The following is a 20703-nucleotide window of genomic DNA, read 5'->3' as shown; positions in this document are numbered from 1 at the left end:
CGCTAAACGCGAAGGGACACAAAGAGGAGAGTGCAGATGGCACATGACATTGATCCCGGTGGTCTGAGCGAGTTTTCCGTGGTCTTTACTGACCGCTCACTCAACCATATGTCCCAAAACTTTCAACAGGTTATGCGAGATATCTCTGGCCTTTTGAAAGAGGTTTACAACGCGGATGGTGTGACGCTTGTGCCTGGGGGCGGCACCTACGGCATGGAAGCGGTGGCGCGTCAGTTTGCAGCGGGTCAAAAGACGCTGGTGGTGCGCAATGGCTGGTTCTCTTATCGTTGGAGCCAGATTTTTGAAGCCGGTGGTTTTGCCGCGGAGAGTACTGTGATGAAGGCGCGGCAGACTGGAAATGATGCCACAGCGCCCTTTGCACCAGCCCCAATCGAAGACGTTGTCGCCAAAATTATTGAGGAAAAACCGCAGGTTGTCTTTGCGCCGCATGTTGAGACAAGCGCGGGTGTGATCCTGCCGGATGACTACATCGCCGCCATGGCAACCGCTGCGCATGAGGTTGGCGCGCTGATGGTGCTGGATTGCATCGCCTCTGGCTGTGTCTGGGTGGATATGAAGGCGTTGGGCGTGGATGTGCTGTGCTCGGCACCACAGAAGGGATGGAGTGCATCGCCCTCTGCAGGCTTGGTGATGATGTCTGATAAGGCGCTGGAAAGATTGCAAAATACACAGTCTGACAGCTTTGCGCTGGATCTGAAAAAATGGCGGGACATTATGGTGTCCTATGAAAACGGCGGCCACGCCTATCACGCGACCATGCCGACAGATGCGCTGCGCGCGTTCCGGGATACCATGGTGGAAACCCGCGATTATGGCTTTGTCAAGCTGCGTGATGCGCAGTGGGCACTTGGCAATTCGGTACGTAACCTGTTGAAAGAAAAGGGCATTCAGTCTGTCGCAGCAGAAGGGTTTGGTGCGCCGGGCGTGGTTGTGAGCTATACCGCTGACAGCGCGATCCAGAACGGCAGCAAGTTCGCGGCAGAAGGCATGCAGATTGCGGCGGGCGTGCCGCTGGCCTGTGATGAACCAGAGGGGTTCAAGACCTTCCGTCTGGGGCTGTTCGGGCTCGACAAACTTTACGATGTAGACGGCACTGTTGCGCGGCTCAAAGCCGTTTTGGACAAAGTGTTAACCTGAAAATTTACGTCGGTATTGCGTCGGTATCGCGTCTGTAACACGGAGGTGCGATTTTCGGGGCGCAAAACCCGTTAACTCTGGTTGCCAGACCCTGATTTCTGCGTGCGCTACGCGTTGCGCAATGGCGGGTCAAAAATATGCAAAAGCCGGGGCGTGACCCCGGCTTTTTCAGTTTAACGGCGGTTTTGATGGGCGGCGCGTTATCTGGCGCCAAGGCCCATTTGCATGAGCGTTTTGCGCACCGGCCCCATCGCGTATAGCGCATTCAGCCCCATGGCGCGGGCGTCGCGCAGCGGCTGTGCCTCTGCCATGGAGGCGCGATTGAGCAGGTCGATGCCCTGCACCCGCAGTTTGATCTCTGTGTGTCGCTTGCGATGGTAGTGCGACAGCATCGCCGCATTGCCGAGATTTGCCGGATTGGCCTTTGCCAGATCCAGCAGCACGCGCATGTCCCCCAGGCTCATATTCAGCCCCTGCGCGCCAATGGGTGGCACCACATGGGCGGCCTCGGCCACAAGCGCCAGACGCTCGCCATCCAGACGTTCGGCGGATTGTGAGATGATGGGCCAGATCGTGCGGTTGGAGGCCAGCGCGAGCGGCCCGTAAAGGCTGCAACTGCGTTCAGTCATCTCCGCCTCAAACGCCGCTTTGTCCATTTTCAGCAGCTCTTCGGCACGCGGGCCGCGCTCCATCCAGACCAGCGCTGAGGAGGGCATGCCGTTATAGTCGGGCAGCGGCACGAGCGTGAAGGGGCCGCCAGAGCGGTGAATTTCGGTGGAGACATTGCCATGTGGGATCGGGTGGGTGACCGCTAGTGCCAGCGCCTTTTGGCCGTAGCGCGTGGTTTTCACTTCAATCCCGGCAGCCTTGCGCATGGGGGAGTTGCGCCCATCCGCGGCGATCACGAGCTTGGCGCGGGTCTGGCTGCCATCGGTTAGGCCAACGCGGGCTTCATTGGTGCGCGTGAACAGGCTTTTGGTGCCGCACCCAAGGCGCAGATCAACCGTGTCCAGCTCTTTCAGGCGGGCCAGCATTTCGCGGCGCAGCAGCCAGTTTGGCAAGTTCCACCCAAAGGGCAGATCAGAAAGATCAGCGGCGTCAAAATTTTTGACAATGCGTGGTTCGGCCACTTCGCCACCGGCATCAACAATGCGCATGACCTGCAGCGGTGCGGCATGTGAATCCAGCCGGTCCCAGAGGCCGGCCTCTTCCAGAAGGCTGCGCGCCGGCTGCAAAAACGCGGTGCTGCGCATGTCGGCGCCTGCTGCATCGCGTTCTGTGATGGGCGGTGTCGGATCCACACATTGCACGGTGAACCCGGCGGTGCCAAAAGCGGCGGCTGCGGTCAGCCCGGCGATGCCGCCGCCAGAAATCAGAATGTCCACTTGGGTGTTGTCAGTCATGCTGGCCTCCTAATCGTGAATCATAGACTTGCGCAAGACGGGTTCCAAGGGGACGGGATGTCACCCTCGGGAGATCAGCACAAGCGTCAGAAAGATCACAGGTACGGCGGCAACTGCTGGAATGTAGAGGCCCGGAATGCCGAACATGACAACGGAGGTGGCCCAGAGTGCGGCAACCAGTGCAATGCCAGCATAGACCCAGCCTGCGCCGGTGATTTCTGTGCCGTGATCAGCTGTGTGGGAGGAGGTGTTCAGATCGGAAGCGTCTGCAAGGCTCATGAAAGTGTCCTGTTCGCGGGTGCCGTGATGGCATCAGATTGGAGGAGGAAGGCTGCCAAGACAGCCTTGGACGTGGCGCGCAAGCAAAACGGTGTAGCGCGAAGCATGCGGTGTCTTCGGCTCTGTCCTGTTGCGCAGTGCTGAGATAGGCATCCGGCCAGCGGGGGAAAGCAGTCAGAGTGTCGCAGGGGTTCGCCTAGAGCAGTTTGCCCAGAAAGGCTGTCAGGTCATCTGTGTGGAAGTGGATGTGGGTTTCATCCAGCGCCTCGGGGGCGACATGCACGGTGCGCATGCCCATGTCGTGCGGGGCTTGCAGGTTGCGGGGGTCATCCTCAAACATGGCGGCGGTCTCTGTTGTCAGCCCATCTTTGCCAAAAATGGTTTCAAAGGCCGCGCGCTCCGGTTTTGGCAGGAAGTCCGCATGCTCCACGCCGTAGATCGCATCAAACACGCCGTCGAGCCCTCTGGCGGCCAGCACGCGCTCTGCATAGGGTGCCGTGCCGTTGGTGTAGACGATGCGGCGACCGGGCAGGTCTTTGATATGGTCTGCCAGTGCGGTGTCTTTTTCCAGATGTTCCAGCGAAATATCGTGCACATCCACAAGATAGGGCGCGGGATCCAGATCATGCTCGCGCATCAGCCCGGTGAGGGTGGTGCCATAGCGCGCCCAATAGTCCTTGCGCATCTGATCGGCGGTGGGCCGATCCACGCCCAGCGTGGTCATGACGTAGTTTGTCATGCGCACTTCGATCTGATCGAAGAGACGTGCGCGGGGCGGATAGAGGGTGTTGTCGAGGTCAAACACCCAGGTGCGGACATGAGAGAAAGAGGTCTTTGGCATGGCACTGTGATACGCGGCGGTGCAGGTGGGTGCAATGGGGCGCATTGTTCGCTTTCGCGGGGTTGCATCACCTTTGGGGGTGCGCGATGCTGGCGCGCAACGCTCAGAAAAGGATACGGCTGGATATGTCGCAAAGCGCTCGCCCGAATAAGGATGCCTACACACTTATTCTGGAGGCCATTGATGTGGGGGGCTATAAGCCGGGTGACCGTTTGGTGGAGAGTGATCTGGCAGAGAAATTCGGCATGTCACGGACCCCGATCCGGGAGGCGCTGCAGCGGTTGGAGACCCAGTCTTTGCTGGCGCGTGATGGCCGCAGCCTGATTGTGAATTCGCTCGACCACAATCAGATGGCTGAGCTGTATGTGGTGCGCAGTGAGCTTGAGGGGCTGGCGGCCCGATTGGCGGCGCGCCATGCCACCGCCGAAGAGGTGCGTGTGCTGCAGGATATGGTGATTGAGGATCAGGCACGGGTGAATGATCCGGCGGCGCTGGCGCGCTCCAACCGGCGCTTTCACAAACAGATCCATCTGGCCAGTCACAACCGGTATCTGGTGCAGCAGCTCGACCTTGTGCATCGGTCCATGGCGCTCATGGCGACCACCTCGATTGCTGTGGAAGGGCGTGGCGAAGACACACTGGTGGAGCATCAGGCGATTGTGGATGCGATTGCGGCCCATGATGGAGATGGCGCAGATGAAGCGTTGCGGGCGCATATTTCCACGGCATTTGTGACGCGGCTGAAGCAGGAAAACTGATCTGGCGCTACGCTGGCGGTGTTATGACGTCAGGGTTATCACGGCGGGGCGATGCCGTGCGAAATGCCCTCGTCGGTTTTCCCGTGGCTGGTTTTGTCCCAGTAGAATGGGGCGATGGTGATTTCCACCATGGCTTTGAACGCGGCGAGGGTTGCCAGCGGAAAGTAGATCAGCATGGCGAAGACCCATTTGTAGAGCTGGGGCCTTTGGGTTTTGGCAACCGCACAGAGCCACACCGCGCCATTGGTGACAGCGGCCAGAAGCAACAGCGCGACAATGGCGTTCTGGCTGCTTTGGGGCAGGTGATCGATTAGGGGTGCGGGAAGGCCGAAGGCAGCGCCCCAGAGCGCCCAAAGCACCGGCGCCAGCAGGAACTGGCTGAGGCTGCAGAGAAACAGCACCTGAAAGCCAAGAAACTGTCGCAGACCGAGACTGCGCAGGAGCGCAGCGGGGTTGCGCATGTGGACGATATAGGTGGCGGCATACCCCTTTAGCCAACGCGACCGTTGACGGATCCAGGCGATGGGGGCGCAATTGGCCTCCTCTTGCGTGATGCTGTCAAGCAATTCAGTGCGGTAGCCATGACGGGCCAAACGGATGCCGAGATCTGCATCTTCGGTGACATTATGGCTGTCCCACCCGCCCAGCGCTTCAAGCACGGAGCGGCGAAAGAACAGAGTTGTGCCACCAAGAGGGATGGCGAAGCCCAGGCGGTTGAGGCCCGGAAGTATCAGGCGAAACCAAGCGGCATATTCGATGGTGAAACAGCGCGAGAGCCAATTGGTGAAAGGGTTGTAGTAGTCCAGTATGCCTTGAAGGCAGGCGACATCAGGTGCGGCACGGGCAAAATGCGCTGCGACCTTTTCCAGTTGGTCGCTGGCGGGAGCATCTTCGGCATCCCAGACACCGATGATGTCGCCACGGCAAAAGGGCAGTGCATAATTGAGCGCACGCGGTTTGGTGGTGATGGCTGAACCTGCGGGCACCTCCACCACGCGCATCCAGCGGGGCAGGCGAGTGCGTGCGATGGCCGTGCGGGTGGCGGTGTCATATTCTTCCAGCACAAGCACGATTTCGAGCAAAGCGCGGGGGTAGGTCAGGCGGGTGAGCCGGTGAATCAGAGCGGCTGCAATTTCTGGTTCGCGAAACAAGGGCACCAGCACAGAGATGCGGGGCAGACGCTGCGGGGCTGGTTGGGGCGACGCGCGCGCGACGCTGCGTAAACCCGGTAGGTTTGTGGGCGGGGCTGGCGCAGGTTGCAAGGCGCGCCGGGCTTTGGGTTTGGCGGCAAAAAACTCTGTCAGAGCATGATAAAGACCGGCCAAGCGCAGTGAGATCGCCCCGAGCAGCGTGAGCAGCGTCCAAAACAGAACCGTATCCCAAATGAGCAACGGCACATGAAAGCTCAGACCGGTGATGAGCGTAATGGACAGCAACAAGAGTGTGGCATTTGCCGCGCTGCGGGCGCCCAGTGGTCGGCAGCTTTCGGCCTCGGCGATGCTGGTTTCGGCGCTGAGCGTCAGAGTTTTTCGATGGTTGAGGGCGATGTGGTGTTCTATGTCGTGGCGCTTTGCCAGTGCGAAAAGCGCAGATTTGAGGTTTGGAGGCAGCGCGGCGCGCAGTTTTTCAAGCGCTTGCGGGCGCCCCGTCACCAGAATGACCACATCCCCAAGGCGCGCCCAGGGCAAGACGCAGTGTTGTAGGCAGAATTCAGGCGCGAGCAGCGAGGTCAGGGCACCCGCTGGCGGTGTTCTGTTCAGATCAATCTGACGCAGGTCATGCCGCTCTGCCAGCAAGGCGCGCATATCCGGCTCTGAGATCCAGCCGCGGGCCGTGAGAATTTCGGGCAAAGTGGCGTTCCATTGTGCCTCGCATTTCAAAGCGTAAAACACCTGCCACGGGGTTATGATGTCTTTCTCTAGGAGGGTTCTTGCAAGCGGCAGGCGCGCGCTGTGACGCGTGAGTGGTGGTGCCGGGAGTTTGTGCAGTCTCGCGCCTGCCATCTTGCCCACTTAACCTTTGGTTGTCTTGGTTAGGGTGCGCCGGTATGGTTAACGCTTCGTTAATTTTGCTGCGATAGGCTCAGAAAATAAGGAAAACCCGACCTGTGAGGCAGGCCGGGTTTTGGTGTTTTCTGCTTGTTGCCCTAGGCGTTTAGGCGCGGGCTGCCATGGCGGCGGCGAAGTTCTCAAACAAGTAAAAGCTGTCTTGCGGGCCGGGGCTGGCTTCTGGGTGGTGCTGCACGGAAAAGACCGGGCGATCGGCCAAACGGATCCCACAGTTGGAGCCGTCAAACAGCGATACATGGCTTTCCACCACACCCTCTGGCAGGGTTTGCGCATCCACTGCAAAGCCGTGGTTCATGGAGGTGATTTCCACCTTGCCGGTGTCGTGGTCTTTCACAGGGTGGTTTGCCCCGTGGTGGCCGTGGTTCATTTTTACGGTCTTTGCGCCAATCGCCAGGGCAAGCATCTGGTGGCCCAAGCAAATGCCAAAGACAGGGATGTCGGCTTTCAGCACCTCTTGGATCATTGGCACAGCATATTCGCCTGTGGCCGCCGGATCGCCGGGGCCATTGGAGAGGAACACGCCGTCTGGGTTGTGTGCGAGCACTTCTTCTGCGGTTGCGGTGGCGGGCAGGACGGTGACATCACAGCCCACAGAGGCGAGGCAGCGTAGGATGTTGCGTTTTGCGCCAAAGTCCACAGCAACCACTTTGTGCTTGGGTGCGGTCTGGGTCGGGTAGCCGTCCGGCCATGCCCAGCGCATTTCGTCCCAGCGGTAGCTCTGCGCGCAGGTCACTTCTTTGGCCAGGTCCAGACCTTCCAGACCGGAGAAGGCGCGGGCTTTGGCAACAAGCTCTTCGGTGTCGAAGTTGCCGTCAGGATCATGTGCCAGTGCGACGTGTGGAGCGCCTTGCTGGCGGATGGCACGGGTCAGGCGACGGGTGTCGATGCCGCCGATCGCGATGCGCCCACGTGCTGCCAGCCAGTTGGACAGAGTGTCCACCGAACGCCAGTTTGAGGGCGCGGTGGGGTCCCATTTCACCACCATGCCTTCGGCCACCGGATCGCCGGTTTCATCATCCTCCGGGGTCACACCGGTGTTGCCGATGTGGGGGAAGGTGAAGGTCACGATTTGGCCCGCATAAGACGGATCTGTCATGATTTCCTGATAGCCGGTCATTGCGGTGTTGAAGCACAGCTCGGCGACGGTTTCGCCGGTGGCCCCAAAGCCACGTCCGTAAAACAGGGTGCCATCCGCAAGAGCGAGGCAGGCGGTCGGGTGATCTGGGGTTGGTGCGGTCTGTGAGGCGGTCATGGGCGAGTCTCCGGCTGGCAAATTGGCCGATGCATATGTCGGCGCAGGGCGGGCGTCAAGCCATTCTGTGGTGAGGTGGAGCCCTTGTTTTTAGGGGGTTTGCGCAAGCGACACCGGCTGTTGCGAGTCAGTTTACGTTTCTGTAAGGTCGCAGGCTTGTGTTTGACAGCAATTGGCAAGATGAATGGCACTCAGAGACGACATCAATAGCGCATTGAAACAAGCGATGCGTGACCGAGCCGCTGACCGGCTTTCGACATTGCGCCTGATTATGGCCGCGATCAAGGATCGCGACATCGCAGCGCGGGGCGAAGGCGAAGACAGCGCCGGTGTGGGCGACGGAGAAATCCTGTCGATCCTGGCCAAAATGGTCAAGCAACGCCAAGAAAGCGCGCGCACCTATGAAGAGGGTGGGCGTCTGGATTTGGCAGAGCGGGAACTGGGTGAAATCCCGGTGATCGAAGAGTTTTTGCCCAAGCAGCTGAGTGAAGATGAAATCACCGCTGCGATCACGGCCGCCATGGGCGAGGTTGGCGCTGAGTCGATCCGCGACATGGGCAAAGTGATGGGCGCGCTCAAGGCAAAATACACGGGCCAGATGGACTTTGGCAAAGTGGGCCCAATGGTGAAGGACCAGCTGAGCAACAGCTGATCCCTGTAATGTGTTTCGCTAAGTCAGGTTGGCTTAGCTGCGAGGCCAGAGCATCGGGAACCAGTCTTCCCGGAGTTTCTGGCCTTCTTGCATGTCGTGGCCCGGGAACGGCGGGGACGTGTGGCCCGGACGCTCTACATAGCGGGCGTCATCCCCTAACAGACGCAGAGAGAAGGCGCGGCGGCGGGAGGTCGCGGTGTTGCCGCGTGCGCCATGTAGAATGTGGTAGTTAAACGCCACAGCGTCGCCCGGCGCCATTTCCCACTCCAGCACACGCATGCCTTCGGCATCCGGGTCCGGGATCGGCATGTAGTCGTCCTCATTGGGGAAGAAGCTTTCCTCAGAGACCCAGCGGGTGGGCAGCACAGGCTTTTCCCATTTGTGGCTGCCAGCCACCATGCGCAGGGTGGCGTCTTTTACCGGATCGAGCGGGGACCAGAAGCTGATGGTCTGGCTGCCTTCGACAAAATAGTAAGGGCCGTCGGTGTGCCATGGGGTGGCCATGGACGTGCCGGGCTCTTTCACAAGCACGTGGTCGTGAAACATCTGCACCGTTTGCGATTTCATCAGTTTCGCGGCCACTTCCGCGGCCTCTGAGGTTTCAATAACCTGCTGAAACTCAGGGATGCTCTGCCAGTTGCAATAGTCATCAAAGAAGCGGCCGGTTTCGCCGGCTTTTTCATTGTTTGAGGCATAGGGGCCGGGTGTTTCCATGTTGCGGGCCACGCCTGCGCGCAGGGTGTCCACGTGATCGGCAAAAAGCCCCCGGATCAGCACGACCCCGTCGCTTTGATATGTGTCGATGTCGGATTGCGTGATCTGCACCATAGTGTGCCTCCTCATAGTTCAGCGCGCACGGTGGGGCAGCTGTCGGGGAGGGTCAAGAGGCATTAGACCTGTATGGCGTGTAGGCGCAGAGCATTTGCAACTTCAAGAAGTTTCGGAGCCAGGTCATTTTCCATGCGCTCGCGGGTGAGGAAAGGGGCAGGTCCGCCGAGATTGAGTGCGAGATCGGGGTTGGCGTCACCGGGGGTGGGGAAGGGCACGGCAATGGAGTGCACGCCTTCGTGCCAGTCGCCGTAGTTGCCGTAAAACCCTTTCTCTGCGATCTGGCGTTCGGCATCCTTGATGCCCTCCAGAATGCCGGGCCAGCGTTCTGGGCCATGGTGCAGGGCGAGCGTTTCAAGGATTTCGGCGCGCTCTTCTGGCGGACAGCCTGCGATATAGGCGCGCCCCATGGCGGAGCGGGCCAGAGAGATACGGGAGCCGACGCCCAGTTGCAGCGACATCATACCCTGTTCAGAGCGGGCGCAGGCGAGGTAGGTGACGGTATGGTCATCACGCGCGCCGAGGGCGACCTGAACGCCATCACCTGCATAATCCGCCAGGCGCTGCATGTGTTCTTTGGCGGCGTCGCGGATCGGCATGCTGCCGAGACAGGCAAAGCCGAGGCTGAGCGCGGGCACGCCGATGCGGTAGCGGCCGGTTTGCTCATCATAGAGCAAATAGCCGGTTTGCAGCAGTGTGTAGGTCAGCCGCGAGACGGTGGAATTGGGCAGGCCGGTGCGTTCGGCCAACTCGCGGTTTGACAGCCCCATGCGGTCACGGGGGCGGAAACAGCGCAGCACTTCGAGGCCGCGTGACAGCGCTGTTACAAACTGACGGTCTGCTTTTGGCGCTGGGTTGCCGTCGCTGTTTGCGAGGGAACGTTTTCTCATGCAAATGACCCTATTTCCGCATCGTGGAATTTTCTATGCGTCATGTGAGATTTTTCCACAAGACTTTCCCAACGCCGGATTTTGGCAGGGCATCGACAAATTCCACTATGGTGGGGCATTTGTAGGCGCTCATCTGGGTTTTGCACCATGCGATTATGCTGTCCTCAGTCAGCGTGTCTGCGGCTTCGGGCTTTGGCACCACCACGGCTTTCACGCATTCGCCGCGCCGCGCATCTTTGGCACCAATCACACAGGCTTCTGCAATGTCGGGATGGTGCAGCATGAGCATTTCGACCTCTGCGGGCCAGACTTTGAAACCGGCTGCGTTGACCATGCGTTTCACGCGATCCACCATGAAGAAATACCCATCCTCATCACGATAGCCAATGTCGCCGGAGCGGAAGAAGGGCACGCCGTCGATCTCCACAAATGCGGCTTTGGTGTCATCTGGGCGTTGCCAGTAGCCGATGAAATTCTGTGGGGCGTGCATGACAATTTCGCCGACTTCGCCGTGCGGCAATTCTGCGGTGCCGCCAATTTCCAGCACGCGGCTGTCAACCTCATAGATCGGCTGGCCAAGGCATTGGCGTTTGGGGGCATTCGTCGGGTTCACATGGGTGGCAGCCATGGTTTCCGAGAGACCGTAGCCTTCGATGTAGTCGAGCCCGGTCATATCCTTGAGCCTTTTGGCGATGGCATCGGGCATCGCAGCGCCACCGCCGCCAATCATTTTCAGCGTGGACAGATCGTAGGTGTCAAAAGCCGGATCGTTCACCAGATCAATGGCCATCGTGGCAATGGAGCGCCAGCGCGCAATGCCGTAGCGCGCGATCAGCCCGGCGGCGAGCCTGCTCGACCAGCGCGGCAGGATCACATTGCGCCCGCCGGTGAGCACGGGGCTTGTCATGCCGCCGACCATGCCAGTGACATGAAAGAAAGGCAGAGCGGCCAGATGCACGGTGTTTTCGTCCGGTGGGTTCCATTGCACGCTGGCATGGAGAGACGCGAGAAAGCTGCGATGCGTGTGCACACAGCCTTTGGGCTGGCCGGTGGTGCCAGAGCTGTAAGGGATGACGGCAAGGTCATCAGATGTTGTGGCGCGCGGCAAAGGCGCGTGGCCCGCATCCAGTGCGGATTGAAAGCCGATGATGCCGAAGCTTTCGGCTTCCTGTTCAGACATGGCTAGCACGAGATTGTCTGGGATCAGGTCAAAATCGGGATCTCCCATGTCGGTCATCCGGGTGCCGATCAGGGTGCTGAGCGCGCCGCGTTTGAGCGCGGGTAGAATGTGTTCTGACAGTTCCAATGCGCAGATGGCAATTTTGGCTCCTGTATCTGCCACCAGATAGTCGATTTCCGCCTGTTTGTTCATGGGATTGACCGGCACCACTGCACCGCCAGCGCGCAAAATGGCATAGAAGCTGATGATGTATTGCGGGCAATTCTGTGTATAAAGCAGCACGCGATCCCCTTTGCTCAGCCCCGCGCTTTGAAGGTAACCTGCCAGCGCTGAAACGCGCGCTGCGATATCATGATAGGTGTAGTCGGCCCCATTGTAGGTGACGCCGATCCGGTCGCCCCATTTGGCAACGGTTTCTTCCAGATGCACATCAATCGGCTGCTTTGGGCGATCAAATGTCCAGCGTTTGCCGGAGGGCCAGAAATCTGGGATGCGGGCATTTGGATGGGGCATGTGCGTGTCCGGTTGGCTCCTCTGGGGTGGCATTCTTGCAGGGCAGCGTAGCGGCACCTTGGCATCTGTCATGAAGATTTTGCCCAAAGTCACGTCGCGTCGCAAATCCGGTGGTTTGGGGGAAACTGATTTTCACGGGTGCAATCGCGGCTCTACACTGGTTGCAAGGCAGCACGGGCTGTGCGCGTTTGATGCGCAGGTGTGCCTTGCTGTGGCGGCGTGTCGCCTGTTGGTTTGGCGGATCGAGGGAGGGTCCTGATGAGCGAGAAAAAAGTCAGCGTAGAATTTGTGGATGATGTGGCTTTGATCTGCATTGACAACCCACCGGTGAATGCCAGCGGCATTGCGGTGCGCCAGGGTCTTGTGGATGCGTTGAAAGAGATTGATGCAACAGGAAGCGCCAAGGCAATCGGGCTGTATTGTGCCGGGCGCACCTTTGTTGCCGGGGCGGACATCACCGAATTTGGCAAACCGCCGATGGCGCCGGGTTTGCCTGAGGTCTGCGATATTCTGGAAGCCAACGAGACACCGATTGTGGCCGCCATTCACGGCACCGCGCTGGGCGGGGGGCTGGAAACCGCGATGGGCTGTCACGCACGGGTGGCGGTGCCAAGCGCGAAGGTGGGTCTGCCCGAGGTGTTGCTGGGCATTCTGCCGGGCGCGGGCGGCACGCAACGAGCGCCGCGACTGGCGGGCATTCCTAGTGCGCTGGATCTGATCCTGTCTGGTCGTCATGTGCCTGCGACGGAAGCGCATGCAATGGGGTTGATTGATCGCATTGAGGAAGGAGAACCGCGCGAGATTGCACTGACAGCAGCGCGCGATGTGGTGCGCGGTGAGCTTGCGACCCGGCGGACCTGTGATCTGACCACGACGCCGGATGAGGCCGCAATTGAAGCCACCGCGGCGATGGTTGCAAAGAAACATCCACATCTGATCTCGCCACAGAAATGCGTGGAAGCTGTTGCTGCCTCAACGGGGGATTTCAAGGAAGGTCTGGCGCTGGAGCGGGCTGCGTTCATGACCTGTGTGACCTCGCCGCAGTCCAAAGGGCTGATCCATGCGTTCTTTGGGGAGCGTGCGGTGGCGAACATTCCCGAAAAGAAAGCGCAGGCGCGGGATGTGGCTGCGATTGGCGTGATTGGCGGCGGCACCATGGGGTCGGGCATTTCGACCTCTGCGCTGATGGCGGGGCTGCCGGTCACCTTGGTCGAGGTCACGCAGGAAGCACTCGACAAAGGCGTGGCGACGATCACGGCCAATCTGGATGGTGCGGTGAAGCGCGGCAAGATGAGCGCTGAGAAACGCGATGCGGCGCTGGCGATGCTGACCGCCTCCACCACGCTTGAGAGCCTTGGGGATGTGGATCTGGTGATTGAGGCCGTGTTTGAAAACATGGAGGTCAAGAAAGAGATCTTTGGCAAGCTCGATGACATCTGCAAAGAGGGGGCGATTTTGGCCTCCAACACCTCCTACCTTGATATCAATGAGATCGCCGCGCAGACCCGCCGGCCAAGCGATGTGCTGGGCCTGCATTTCTTCTCGCCCGCACACATTATGAAGCTGCTTGAAGTGGTGGTGGGTGAAAACACCGCGCCTGAAGTTGTCGCCACGGGTTTTGCGCTGGCCAAGAGGATGCGCAAAGTGGGCGTGCGCGCAGGCGTGTGCGATGGTTTCATCGGCAACCGGATATTGGGGCATTATCTGAAGGCGGCGAGCTATCTGGTGCTGGATGGGGCGCATCCCGATCAGGTGGATAAGGCGCTGGAAGGCTTTGGCTTTGCCATGGGGCCGCATCGCGTGGGCGATCTGGCGGGGCTGGACATCGGCTATATGACCCGCAAGCGGCTGGCGGCGACGCGACCCGCAGAGGAGCGGTATGGTGGCGCGATTGCCGACCGTCTGAGCGAAAACGGCTGGAACGGACGCAAGACGGGCAAGGGCTATTTTGTCTATGAGGGCCGCGAGACGCTGGAGAACCCGGATCTGAACAGCATCATTGAGGAAGAGCGCGCCAAGGCTGGGATCACGCCGCGCAGCTTCAGCGATGCCGAGATCGTGGAGCGCTATATGACGGCGATGATCTCTGAGGCGGTGCGGGTGGTTGCCGATGGCATTGCGCTGCGGCCTGTGGATGTCGATGTGGTGTTTTTGATGGGCTATGGCTTCCCAAGGTTCCGGGGCGGGCCGCTGCATTATGCGGATACCATTGGCGCGGCGGAACTGGTGAAACGTATTGAAGCCTATGCGGCGGAGGATGCGCACTACTGGCAGGTGCCTGCGTTGCTGAAGCAAATGGCGGCGGATGGCACGACCTTTGCGGATCTGAATAAGGGGAAATGACGCGATGGATCTGAGCTATTCCAAAGAGGAGTTGGCGTTTCGCGATGAGGTGCGCGCGTTCCTTGCTGAGAAGCTGCCGAAAGAAATTTCGGATGCTGTGCGCGCAGGCGGAGAGCTGACCAAGGCGATGATGGAGGAGTGGCACGCCCTTCTGAATGCGCGGGGCTGGCTTGCGACAATCTGGCCCAAAGCCTTTGGTGGGCCGGGATGGAGCCCGGTGCAGAAACACATTTTTGAGGAAGAATGCTGTCGTGCCTACGCGCCGCGCATTGTGCCGTTTGGACTGAATATGCTGGGGCCGGTGCTGATCGAATTTGGCTCCAAAGCGCAGCAGGATCACTATCTGCCGCGGATTTTGGATGGCACCGACTGGTGGTGTCAGGGCTACTCAGAACCAGGCGCGGGGTCAGACCTTGCGAGCCTGAAAACCCGTGCGGAGCGGGATGGAGATCACTGGGTGATCAATGGGCAGAAAACCTGGACGACATTGGGCCAGCATGCCGATTGGATTTTCTGTCTGTGTCGCACCGATCCTGAGGCCAAGCCGCAGGCGGGGATCAGCTTTATCCTTGTGGATATGGCGACGCCCGGCATCGAGCTGCGCCCGATCAAGCTGATTGAGGGCGGTCATGAGGTGAATGAGATTTTCTTCACTGACGTGCGGGTGCCGATTGGTAATCTGGTGGGCGAAGAGAACAAAGGCTGGACCATTGCCAAGTTCCTGCTGACCCATGAGCGGACAGGGATCGCGGGGGTTGGTTTTTCCATACAGGCGCTTGAGGAGGTGAAGGCGATTGCCAGCAAGACCATGCGGGGTGGGCGACCCTTGATCGAAGACCCGCTGTTTGCGGCGCGGATCGCGCAGGCGGAGATTGATCTGGAGGCGATGAAAATCACCAATCTGCGCATGTTGTTCAAAGCACAGGCGCAGGGGGCGCCGGGGCCGGAAACCTCGCTGTTGAAAATCAAAGGCACGGTGATCAATCAGGAGCTCAGAGATCTGGCCCGCCGTGCGCTGGGCCCGGCGGCGGCCCCGTTCCCCGGTCATGTGGGTGAGGGCAATCTGATGTTTGGCCCGCCCGATACCGAGCACAATGCGGCGCGGTATTTCAACAATCGCAAGACTTCGATCTTTGGCGGATCCAATGAGATCCAGCGCAATATTGTGACCAAAACCATGCTGGAGCTCTGAGAGATGGATTTCAATCTGACTGAAGATCGCCAAATGCTGGCGGATACGCTGAGCCGGTTTCTGGCGGATCAATACCCTGTCGAGCACCGCATCAAAGTGGCCTATGACGCGCCATTTTCTGACCCCGCGCTGTGGGATCAGATTGTGGAGCTGGGCGCGCTTTATGCGCTGGCACCAGATAGTGCCGGTGGCATGGGGGGCACAGGGTTTGATATTTCTGTTGTGTTTGAGGCGCTTGGCAAAGCGCTGTGCCCGGAGCCGGTTCTGGGCGCGCTGATGGCATCACGGCTTTTGACAGCGGCAGGAGCGGGTCAAGAGGCGCTGCTGACGGGGGGCACCAAATATGCGGTCGCAATCACAGAGATCGACGCGCCTTATGCACTGGAGCAGATTTCCACAGAGGCCCGCGAAACGGACAGGGGATTTGTGCTCTCAGGGCGGAAGTCGACCGTGTATGGCGGGCAGGTGGCTGACGAGATCCTTGTGGCGGCACGTCATGGCGGGGGACTTGGGGTTTTTGCCGTCAAAGCGGCGGATGCCAATATCACCGGCTATGGGATGATGGATGGCGGCGGGGCTGCCGAAGTGCTGCTGGATGACACTCCGGCGATACTGGTTTTGGCAGACGCGGAGGCGGCTTTGCAGGATGCGGTCAACGCAGGCATTGTGGCGCTTTGTGCCGAGGCTGTGGGCGCGATGGAGGTGACCCATGCCATCACGGTTGACTACCTGAAGCAGCGCAAGCAGTTTGGCGTGCCAATTGGCAAGTTTCAGGTGCTGCAGCACCGGGCGGTGGACATGTTGACCGAAATTGAACAGGCGCGATCAATCACCATCAAAGCGGCGGCGGAGCTTGGCGGAGAGGATGCCGCCAAATATGCGTCCATGGCCAAAAACATGATTGGTCGGGCTGCACGGCTGGTGGCGGAAGAAAGCATTCAGATGCATGGCGGCATTGCGATGACCTGGGAATATGCGGTTAGCCATTATGCCAAACGTCTGGTGATGCTGGACGCGCAGCTTGGCGATACGGACTACCACCTGAGCCAAGTCATGAAAGGCTATGCCGCCTGAAAGGTTTGAGAGTGTCAGAAAGGCGCGCCACATATGCGGTGCGCCTTTCGTTTTTCCGGGTGTCTGTTTACCCCAGAATGCCCGGCCAGTTTGCCAGCCCGGCCTTGATGTTGCCGGGGATGTCCTGACGCCAGAGCTCTTGTGCGCGCAGGTTTGCGTTCAGGTAGAGTTTACCTTCGTGGACTGTCCAAGCCTCTGGAATGGTTGGGGCCAGATAGCCTTTGGAGGCAGCATAAGCGCAGTAGCCGCCAAAAACGGGCGCATAGGCTGTGGGGGTGGCCTCAAATTTTGCCGCGTTTTGGGCGGTTGCGAAATGCCAGGTTGCCCCATTCCAATCGACCCGATTGGCACCGTCGCCTTTCACCGGTTTTTTCATTGTGAAATAGGCCACCGGGTCAATGCCGTTGATGGCGAGCGGGTTTTGAAACACTTGTGGTTTGGCGGCAAGTGCTGCGTTTGGTGCAAAGGTCAGAGCCAAGGGGGTGGCGGCGAAGAGGCCAAGAGCGGCGCGGCGTGTCAGCATGATCTGTCTCCTTTTCAGAATCAATATACGCATGTTGCTGTCTGAAAAGAGGTGAGGTCACCGGGCTGTGACCGCTCGTGAAACGGTGCTGGCTGGTGGGTGGCGTGTCCTTGAAGTTGATTGGCGCGTTCGAAATGTGCTCAGTCGCTCAAATTCTAAAGGTTTCGAGCTGCAGTTAAGGGGGCAGGAAACCTTTCATTTACGGGTTTCGCGCAGCGTTTCGGCATGAAAGTCCAACGCTATTTCTGGAGAAAACTGTAATGATCAATCGTCTGTTTTGCGCCGCTGCCGTGGTATCTGCCGCTTTGGCGACAACAGCTTCCGCTGAAACAATTCGTCTTGTGCAAGATGAGGCTTATGCGCCGTACATGGGGGCCGAAAACGGGGCGCCGACGGGTATCTGGGTGGATGTCATCAACGAAGCTCTGACACGGATCGACGCAGAGTATGATGTTGTGATCGAAGCCGTGCCATGGTCGCGTGCTGTGAACCTTGTCGAAAGTGGGCAGGCGCATGGTCTGATCGGCACCTACGTGCGCCGTGACTCCCGCCCATGGATCGGCACTTATTCCACCTCGCCGATGACGGAGAAAGTCTCGGTCTATTGCCGCGAGGGTGTGGCCCAAGAAGGCTGGACCTATCCGGATGACTTTGGTGGGCTGACCTTTGGCAACAACGCCGGGTTTGGCACGCCGGGCGATGCCTTCTTTGATATGGTTGCGGGTGGCCTGATCACGCTGCAAGAGGCGCAGACCACCAAGCAGAACCTGATGAAACTCGATCGTGGTCGCATCGATTGTTACGTGCAGGAGCAGCTGGCCGCGGAGATGGTCATCAATGAAAATGATCTGAAAAACGTGGTGCGTGTTCTGGACACCTCTGCGGAGACGGCGCATGTGGGCTTCCGCGGTGACTGGCAGAGCGCGGAAGCTTCTGCGTTCATGGAGGCGTTTGATGCGGCGGTGCAGTCCATGTTGGATGATGGCACCATGGATGCGCTGGTGGCTGCCACTGTGGGCAGCTGATCGCATTGACAGACAAAGCGCGGCTTTCCGGTTGGGAGGCCGCGCTTTTTCTTTGGGTGCTTGGGTTAAAGCACCTCAAAAAGACCCGCAGCGCCCATGCCGCCGCCAACACACATGGTGCAGACAACGTATTTGGCACCCCGGCGTTTGCCTTCGATCAGGGCATGGCCGACCATGCGAGCCCCGGACATGCCATAGGGGTGACCAATCGAAATTGCGCCGCCGTTCACATTGAGGATCTCGTTTGGGATGCCCAGAACGCGTGCGGAGTGCAGCACCTGACAGGCAAAAGCTTCGTTTAATTCCCAAAGCCCGATGTCATCCATCTTGAGCCCGTGCGCCTTCAGCAGTTTGGGCACAGCGTGGATCGGGCCAATGCCCATTTCATCAGGCTCCAGTCCGGCGGCCATCACACCCACATAACGGCCAAGGGGCTCAAGCCCCTGTTTCTCCGCCATCTTTGCGTCCATGATCACGGAGGCAGAAGCGCCATCTGAGAGCTGAGAGGCGTTGCCTGCGGTGATGTGTGCGCCCTGCTGCACTTGCTGGCCGTCTTTGAACACCGGGTTCAGGCCTTGCAGGTTTTCAAGTGTGGTGGCCGGGCGGTTGCCTTCGTCTTTTTCCAAGGTCACGTCGTGGAAAGAGATCTCTTTGGTGTCTTTGTCCATGACCCCTTTGGTGGAGGGCAGCGGTACGATCTCGTCGTCAAACTTGCCCGCAGCCTGTGCGGCGGCGGTGCGTTGCTGCGATTGCAGTGCGTAGGCATCCTGATCTTCGCGGCTGACGCCATACCGGGTGGCCACGATTTCAGCGGTTTCCAGCATAGACATGTAAAGCGCGGGTTTGTGTTCTTTGATCCACGGATCGACCAGCCGATCGCGGCGGATGTTTTCGTTTTGCACAAGCGAAATGCTTTCGACACCGCCGCCGATGGCAACCTCCATGCCGTCGTGGATCACCTGTTTGGCCGCTGTGGCAATCGCCATCATGCCAGAGGCACACTGGCGATCCAGCGACATGCCGGCAACACTGACAGGCAGCCCGGCGCGCACCACAGCCTGACGGCCAATGTTGGTGCCGGTTGAGCCCTGTTGCAGCGCGGCGCCGATGATGCAGTCCTCGATCTCATGGCCCTCAAGCCCGGCGCGCGACACCGCGTGGGAAACCGCATGGCCGATGAGTTCCTGCGCCTGCGTGTTGTTGAATGCGCCGCGATAGGCCTTGCCGATTGGGGTGCGGGCGGTGGAGACGATGAGTGCGTCGCGCATGGGAAGGTCCTGACGTTGTGTTCTGACTGCGGCTGATGCGTGAGGGCAGGTGTGTTAGCCAGCTTTCTTGAGGGCGGTGGCTTCTTTTTCAAAGCGCAGGTTTTTCCATTGGGCCACGAGCGCAGGTTTTTCCTCGCCTTTGATTTCAACGGTCACATTCCATTGGGTTTCGATCACGCCGGGCTGGGGTTCTGCATATTTGGCCAGTGTGAAGCGGCCCCGGATTTCGGCACCAGCTTTCACCGGGGCGACAAAGCGCACGCGGTCAAAGCCGTAGTTGATGCCGGTGCTTTCAGATTCCGTGCGCGGCACCGCATCGGCGATCATCTGAGACAGCAGCGAAAGGGTCAGGAAACCGGGGGCAACTGTGCTGCCATAGGGCGTATCTCGTGCCGCATCAGGATCGGTGTGAATAGATTGTGTGTCGCCGGTGGCCTTTGCAAAGGCGTCAATCATCGCCTGATCGATGCAGACCCATTTGGACAGGCCATATTCGCAGCCCACGCCATCTTCGAGTTTTAGAATGCGAGAAATCATGTGACCGGCCTCCCAACCGTTGCGCTGTGGTCTGGCTAAATTTCGCAATGCGGAAATTTATTTCGCTTATTAATTAGAAAACGGGATTCGCCATGATCTGTCAATATGCAGAATGTTATTCTGCATAGCGGAACAATGAGCGAAGACACAAAGGGCGTGACCCCAATACGACCTTCGTGTGCTTGCGGTGGGCGCTGGCTCTGCCTAGGTTGTCGGCGACATGGGCCACTGCGCCAAAGCCAAAGGGAAACGCCACCATGCATATGAGTGACCAGAGAGAGATTGCTGCGCCAGTGGCAGAAGTTTGGGCCGCGCTGTTGAGTGCAGACACGCTTTTGGCCTGCGTGCCTGGCGCCAAAGAGGTGACAGGCAATGCCGATGAAGGGTTTGAGGCCACTGTCGTGCAGAAGGTTGGTCCGGTGAAAGCCACCTTCAAAGGCAAAGTAGACTTGTCCAATCTGGTGGAGGGCCAAAGCCTGACACTGACGGGAGAGGGCAAAGGCGGCGCGGCTGGGTTTGCCAAAGGCGGGGCGGATGTGACGCTGGCAGCAACGGAAAGCGGCACGCTGCTGACGTATGATGTGGAGGCCAAAGTGGGCGGCAAGCTGGCCCAGCTCGGCAGCCGCCTGATTGATGGGTTTGCCAAAAAGATGGCTGATCAGTTTTTTACGAACTTTCAAACCGCACTTGAGGGCCCTGCTGAGACTGAGGACGCCGCAGAAGAGACTTCGTCAGAGGACGGTGGCGAGAAGAAGGGGCTGCTGAAGCGGTTGACCGGCGGCTAGGCGCGCGTTGCGCGCATTTCAACCGCACCTGCGCAGAATGTCTGTGCGCAGGTGCACAACACAGTCTCGTGAAATTGTCCTTGGCGTTGTGGCTGCGCCTGATAGGTTGCTGCTCTCATAGGAAGAGGAGCCG

At 59.3% G+C, this 20703-nt stretch carries 19 protein-coding genes; 8 read left to right on the top strand and 11 right to left on the bottom strand.

Features of this window, described 5'->3' with window-relative positions; genetic code table 11:
- The first annotated feature begins 36 nt into the window (after positions 1 to 36).
- Positions 37 to 1158, top strand: coding sequence for an aminotransferase class V-fold PLP-dependent enzyme (locus tag PJL69_RS14930; protein WP_271310370.1), 1122 nt, complete (start codon positions 37 to 39; stop codon positions 1156 to 1158).
- Between the two features lie 200 nt (positions 1159 to 1358).
- Here PJL69_RS14930 and PJL69_RS14925 read toward each other — a convergent pair whose 3' ends face one another.
- From PJL69_RS14925 to PJL69_RS14915, 3 genes are all read right to left on the bottom strand, one after another.
- Positions 1359 to 2561: a UbiH/UbiF family hydroxylase gene (locus PJL69_RS14925; RefSeq protein WP_271310369.1), complete on the bottom strand. Its 1203-nt coding sequence runs from the start codon at positions 2559 to 2561 to the stop codon at positions 1359 to 1361.
- 60 nt (positions 2562 to 2621) lie between these two features.
- Positions 2622 to 2840, bottom strand: coding sequence for a hypothetical protein (locus PJL69_RS14920; RefSeq protein ID WP_271310368.1), 219 nt, complete (start codon positions 2838 to 2840; stop codon positions 2622 to 2624).
- Between the two features lie 196 nt (positions 2841 to 3036).
- A complete protein-coding gene (locus PJL69_RS14915; protein ID WP_271310367.1) occupies positions 3037 to 3681 on the bottom strand; it encodes a pyrimidine 5'-nucleotidase in 645 nt (214 codons plus the stop codon).
- Between the two features lie 125 nt (positions 3682 to 3806).
- Here PJL69_RS14915 and PJL69_RS14910 point away from each other — a divergent pair, with 125 nt between their 5' ends.
- The gene (locus PJL69_RS14910; protein WP_271310366.1) at positions 3807 to 4439 is read left to right on the top strand and encodes a GntR family transcriptional regulator; all 633 of its coding nucleotides are present in this window, start codon (positions 3807 to 3809) and stop codon (positions 4437 to 4439) included.
- Between the two features lie 38 nt (positions 4440 to 4477).
- Here the strand turns inward: PJL69_RS14910 and PJL69_RS14905 are convergent, their stop codons facing one another.
- Positions 4478 to 6442 carry a glycosyltransferase family 2 protein gene (locus tag PJL69_RS14905; protein WP_271310365.1) on the bottom strand — a complete coding sequence of 655 codons (1965 nt, stop codon included), beginning with the start codon at positions 6440 to 6442 and terminating at the stop codon, positions 4478 to 4480.
- Between the two features lie 151 nt (positions 6443 to 6593).
- Positions 6594 to 7760: a glutamine-hydrolyzing carbamoyl-phosphate synthase small subunit gene (gene carA, locus PJL69_RS14900; protein ID WP_271310364.1), complete on the bottom strand. Its 1167-nt coding sequence runs from the start codon at positions 7758 to 7760 to the stop codon at positions 6594 to 6596.
- A gap of 184 nt (positions 7761 to 7944) precedes the next feature.
- Here carA and PJL69_RS14895 point away from each other — a divergent pair, with 184 nt between their 5' ends.
- Complete coding sequence (locus PJL69_RS14895) at positions 7945 to 8412, top strand: GatB/YqeY domain-containing protein (protein ID WP_209099823.1); 468 nt, start codon at positions 7945 to 7947, stop codon at positions 8410 to 8412.
- Positions 8413 to 8445: 33 nt separating this feature from the next.
- Here PJL69_RS14895 and PJL69_RS14890 read toward each other — a convergent pair whose 3' ends face one another.
- From PJL69_RS14890 to PJL69_RS14880, 3 genes are all read right to left on the bottom strand, one after another.
- Positions 8446 to 9240, bottom strand: coding sequence for a phytanoyl-CoA dioxygenase family protein (locus tag PJL69_RS14890; RefSeq protein WP_271310363.1), 795 nt, complete (start codon positions 9238 to 9240; stop codon positions 8446 to 8448).
- Positions 9241 to 9302: 62 nt separating this feature from the next.
- Complete coding sequence (locus tag PJL69_RS14885) at positions 9303 to 10130, bottom strand: IclR family transcriptional regulator (RefSeq protein WP_271310362.1); 828 nt, start codon at positions 10128 to 10130, stop codon at positions 9303 to 9305.
- 40 nt (positions 10131 to 10170) lie between these two features.
- The gene (locus tag PJL69_RS14880; protein WP_271310361.1) at positions 10171 to 11823 is read right to left on the bottom strand and encodes a long-chain-fatty-acid--CoA ligase; all 1653 of its coding nucleotides are present in this window, start codon (positions 11821 to 11823) and stop codon (positions 10171 to 10173) included.
- 258 nt (positions 11824 to 12081) lie between these two features.
- Here PJL69_RS14880 and PJL69_RS14875 point away from each other — a divergent pair, with 258 nt between their 5' ends.
- From PJL69_RS14875 to PJL69_RS14865, 3 genes are read left to right on the top strand one after another with little or no spacing between them, the layout of a single operon-like run.
- Entirely contained in the window at positions 12082 to 14166 is a 2085-nt protein-coding gene (locus PJL69_RS14875) for a 3-hydroxyacyl-CoA dehydrogenase NAD-binding domain-containing protein (protein ID WP_271310360.1), read from the top strand.
- Positions 14167 to 14170: 4 nt separating this feature from the next.
- Positions 14171 to 15358 (top strand): acyl-CoA dehydrogenase family protein, encoded by a 1188-nt coding sequence (locus PJL69_RS14870; protein WP_271310359.1) that lies wholly within the window; start codon positions 14171 to 14173, stop codon positions 15356 to 15358.
- 3 nt (positions 15359 to 15361) lie between these two features.
- Positions 15362 to 16432, top strand: a complete 1071-nt coding sequence (locus PJL69_RS14865) for an acyl-CoA dehydrogenase family protein (protein ID WP_271310358.1) — start codon at positions 15362 to 15364, stop codon at positions 16430 to 16432.
- Between the two features lie 67 nt (positions 16433 to 16499).
- On the opposite strand, the gene PJL69_RS14860 is transcribed toward PJL69_RS14865, so the two are convergent.
- Positions 16500 to 16955 carry a YHS domain-containing (seleno)protein gene (locus tag PJL69_RS14860; RefSeq protein WP_271310357.1) on the bottom strand — a complete coding sequence of 152 codons (456 nt, stop codon included), beginning with the start codon at positions 16953 to 16955 and terminating at the stop codon, positions 16500 to 16502.
- Between the two features lie 260 nt (positions 16956 to 17215).
- Between PJL69_RS14860 and PJL69_RS14855 the strand changes: the two genes are divergently transcribed.
- A complete protein-coding gene (locus PJL69_RS14855) occupies positions 17216 to 17980 on the top strand; it encodes a substrate-binding periplasmic protein (RefSeq protein ID WP_271310356.1) in 765 nt (254 codons plus the stop codon).
- A 65-nt stretch (positions 17981 to 18045) separates the two neighbouring features.
- Here PJL69_RS14855 and PJL69_RS14850 read toward each other — a convergent pair whose 3' ends face one another.
- Both PJL69_RS14850 and PJL69_RS14845 read right to left on the bottom strand, forming a co-directional pair.
- Positions 18046 to 19248, bottom strand: a complete 1203-nt coding sequence (locus tag PJL69_RS14850; protein WP_271310355.1) for an acetyl-CoA C-acyltransferase — start codon at positions 19246 to 19248, stop codon at positions 18046 to 18048.
- 54 nt (positions 19249 to 19302) lie between these two features.
- A complete protein-coding gene (locus PJL69_RS14845) occupies positions 19303 to 19785 on the bottom strand; it encodes a MaoC family dehydratase (RefSeq protein ID WP_271310354.1) in 483 nt (160 codons plus the stop codon).
- 257 nt (positions 19786 to 20042) lie between these two features.
- On the opposite strand from PJL69_RS14845, the gene PJL69_RS14840 reads away from it, so the two are divergent.
- The gene (locus PJL69_RS14840) at positions 20043 to 20570 is read left to right on the top strand and encodes a CoxG family protein (protein WP_271310353.1); all 528 of its coding nucleotides are present in this window, start codon (positions 20043 to 20045) and stop codon (positions 20568 to 20570) included.
- Positions 20571 to 20703: the final 133 nt, after the last annotated feature.

The organism is Shimia sp. MMG029 (assembly GCF_027947445.1).
Lineage (GTDB): Bacteria > Pseudomonadota > Alphaproteobacteria > Rhodobacterales > Rhodobacteraceae > Shimia.
This window is presented reverse-complemented; position numbering and strand designations above follow the sequence as displayed.

Bases quoted from the DNA above. Each gene is read 5' to 3' on its own strand.
- PJL69_RS14930 (WP_271310370.1), top strand. From the start codon at position 37: ATGGCACATGACATTGATCCCGGTGGTCTGAGCGAGTTTTCCGTGGTC.
- PJL69_RS14925 (WP_271310369.1), bottom strand. From the start codon at position 2,561: ATGACTGACAACACCCAAGTGGACATTCTGATTTCTGGCGGCGGCATC.
- PJL69_RS14920 (WP_271310368.1), bottom strand. From the start codon at position 2,840: ATGAGCCTTGCAGACGCTTCCGATCTGAACACCTCCTCCCACACAGCT.
- PJL69_RS14915 (WP_271310367.1), bottom strand. From the start codon at position 3,681: ATGCCAAAGACCTCTTTCTCTCATGTCCGCACCTGGGTGTTTGACCTC.
- PJL69_RS14910 (WP_271310366.1), top strand. From the start codon at position 3,807: ATGTCGCAAAGCGCTCGCCCGAATAAGGATGCCTACACACTTATTCTG.
- PJL69_RS14905 (WP_271310365.1), bottom strand. From the start codon at position 6,442: ATGGCAGGCGCGAGACTGCACAAACTCCCGGCACCACCACTCACGCGT.
- carA (WP_271310364.1), bottom strand. From the start codon at position 7,760: ATGACCGCCTCACAGACCGCACCAACCCCAGATCACCCGACCGCCTGC.
- PJL69_RS14895 (WP_209099823.1), top strand. From the start codon at position 7,945: ATGGCACTCAGAGACGACATCAATAGCGCATTGAAACAAGCGATGCGT.
- PJL69_RS14890 (WP_271310363.1), bottom strand. From the start codon at position 9,240: ATGGTGCAGATCACGCAATCCGACATCGACACATATCAAAGCGACGGG.
- PJL69_RS14885 (WP_271310362.1), bottom strand. From the start codon at position 10,130: ATGAGAAAACGTTCCCTCGCAAACAGCGACGGCAACCCAGCGCCAAAA.
- PJL69_RS14880 (WP_271310361.1), bottom strand. From the start codon at position 11,823: ATGCCCCATCCAAATGCCCGCATCCCAGATTTCTGGCCCTCCGGCAAA.
- PJL69_RS14875 (WP_271310360.1), top strand. From the start codon at position 12,082: ATGAGCGAGAAAAAAGTCAGCGTAGAATTTGTGGATGATGTGGCTTTG.
- PJL69_RS14870 (WP_271310359.1), top strand. From the start codon at position 14,171: ATGGATCTGAGCTATTCCAAAGAGGAGTTGGCGTTTCGCGATGAGGTG.
- PJL69_RS14865 (WP_271310358.1), top strand. From the start codon at position 15,362: ATGGATTTCAATCTGACTGAAGATCGCCAAATGCTGGCGGATACGCTG.
- PJL69_RS14860 (WP_271310357.1), bottom strand. From the start codon at position 16,955: ATGCTGACACGCCGCGCCGCTCTTGGCCTCTTCGCCGCCACCCCCTTG.
- PJL69_RS14855 (WP_271310356.1), top strand. From the start codon at position 17,216: ATGATCAATCGTCTGTTTTGCGCCGCTGCCGTGGTATCTGCCGCTTTG.
- PJL69_RS14850 (WP_271310355.1), bottom strand. From the start codon at position 19,248: ATGCGCGACGCACTCATCGTCTCCACCGCCCGCACCCCAATCGGCAAG.
- PJL69_RS14845 (WP_271310354.1), bottom strand. From the start codon at position 19,785: ATGATTTCTCGCATTCTAAAACTCGAAGATGGCGTGGGCTGCGAATAT.
- PJL69_RS14840 (WP_271310353.1), top strand. From the start codon at position 20,043: ATGCATATGAGTGACCAGAGAGAGATTGCTGCGCCAGTGGCAGAAGTT.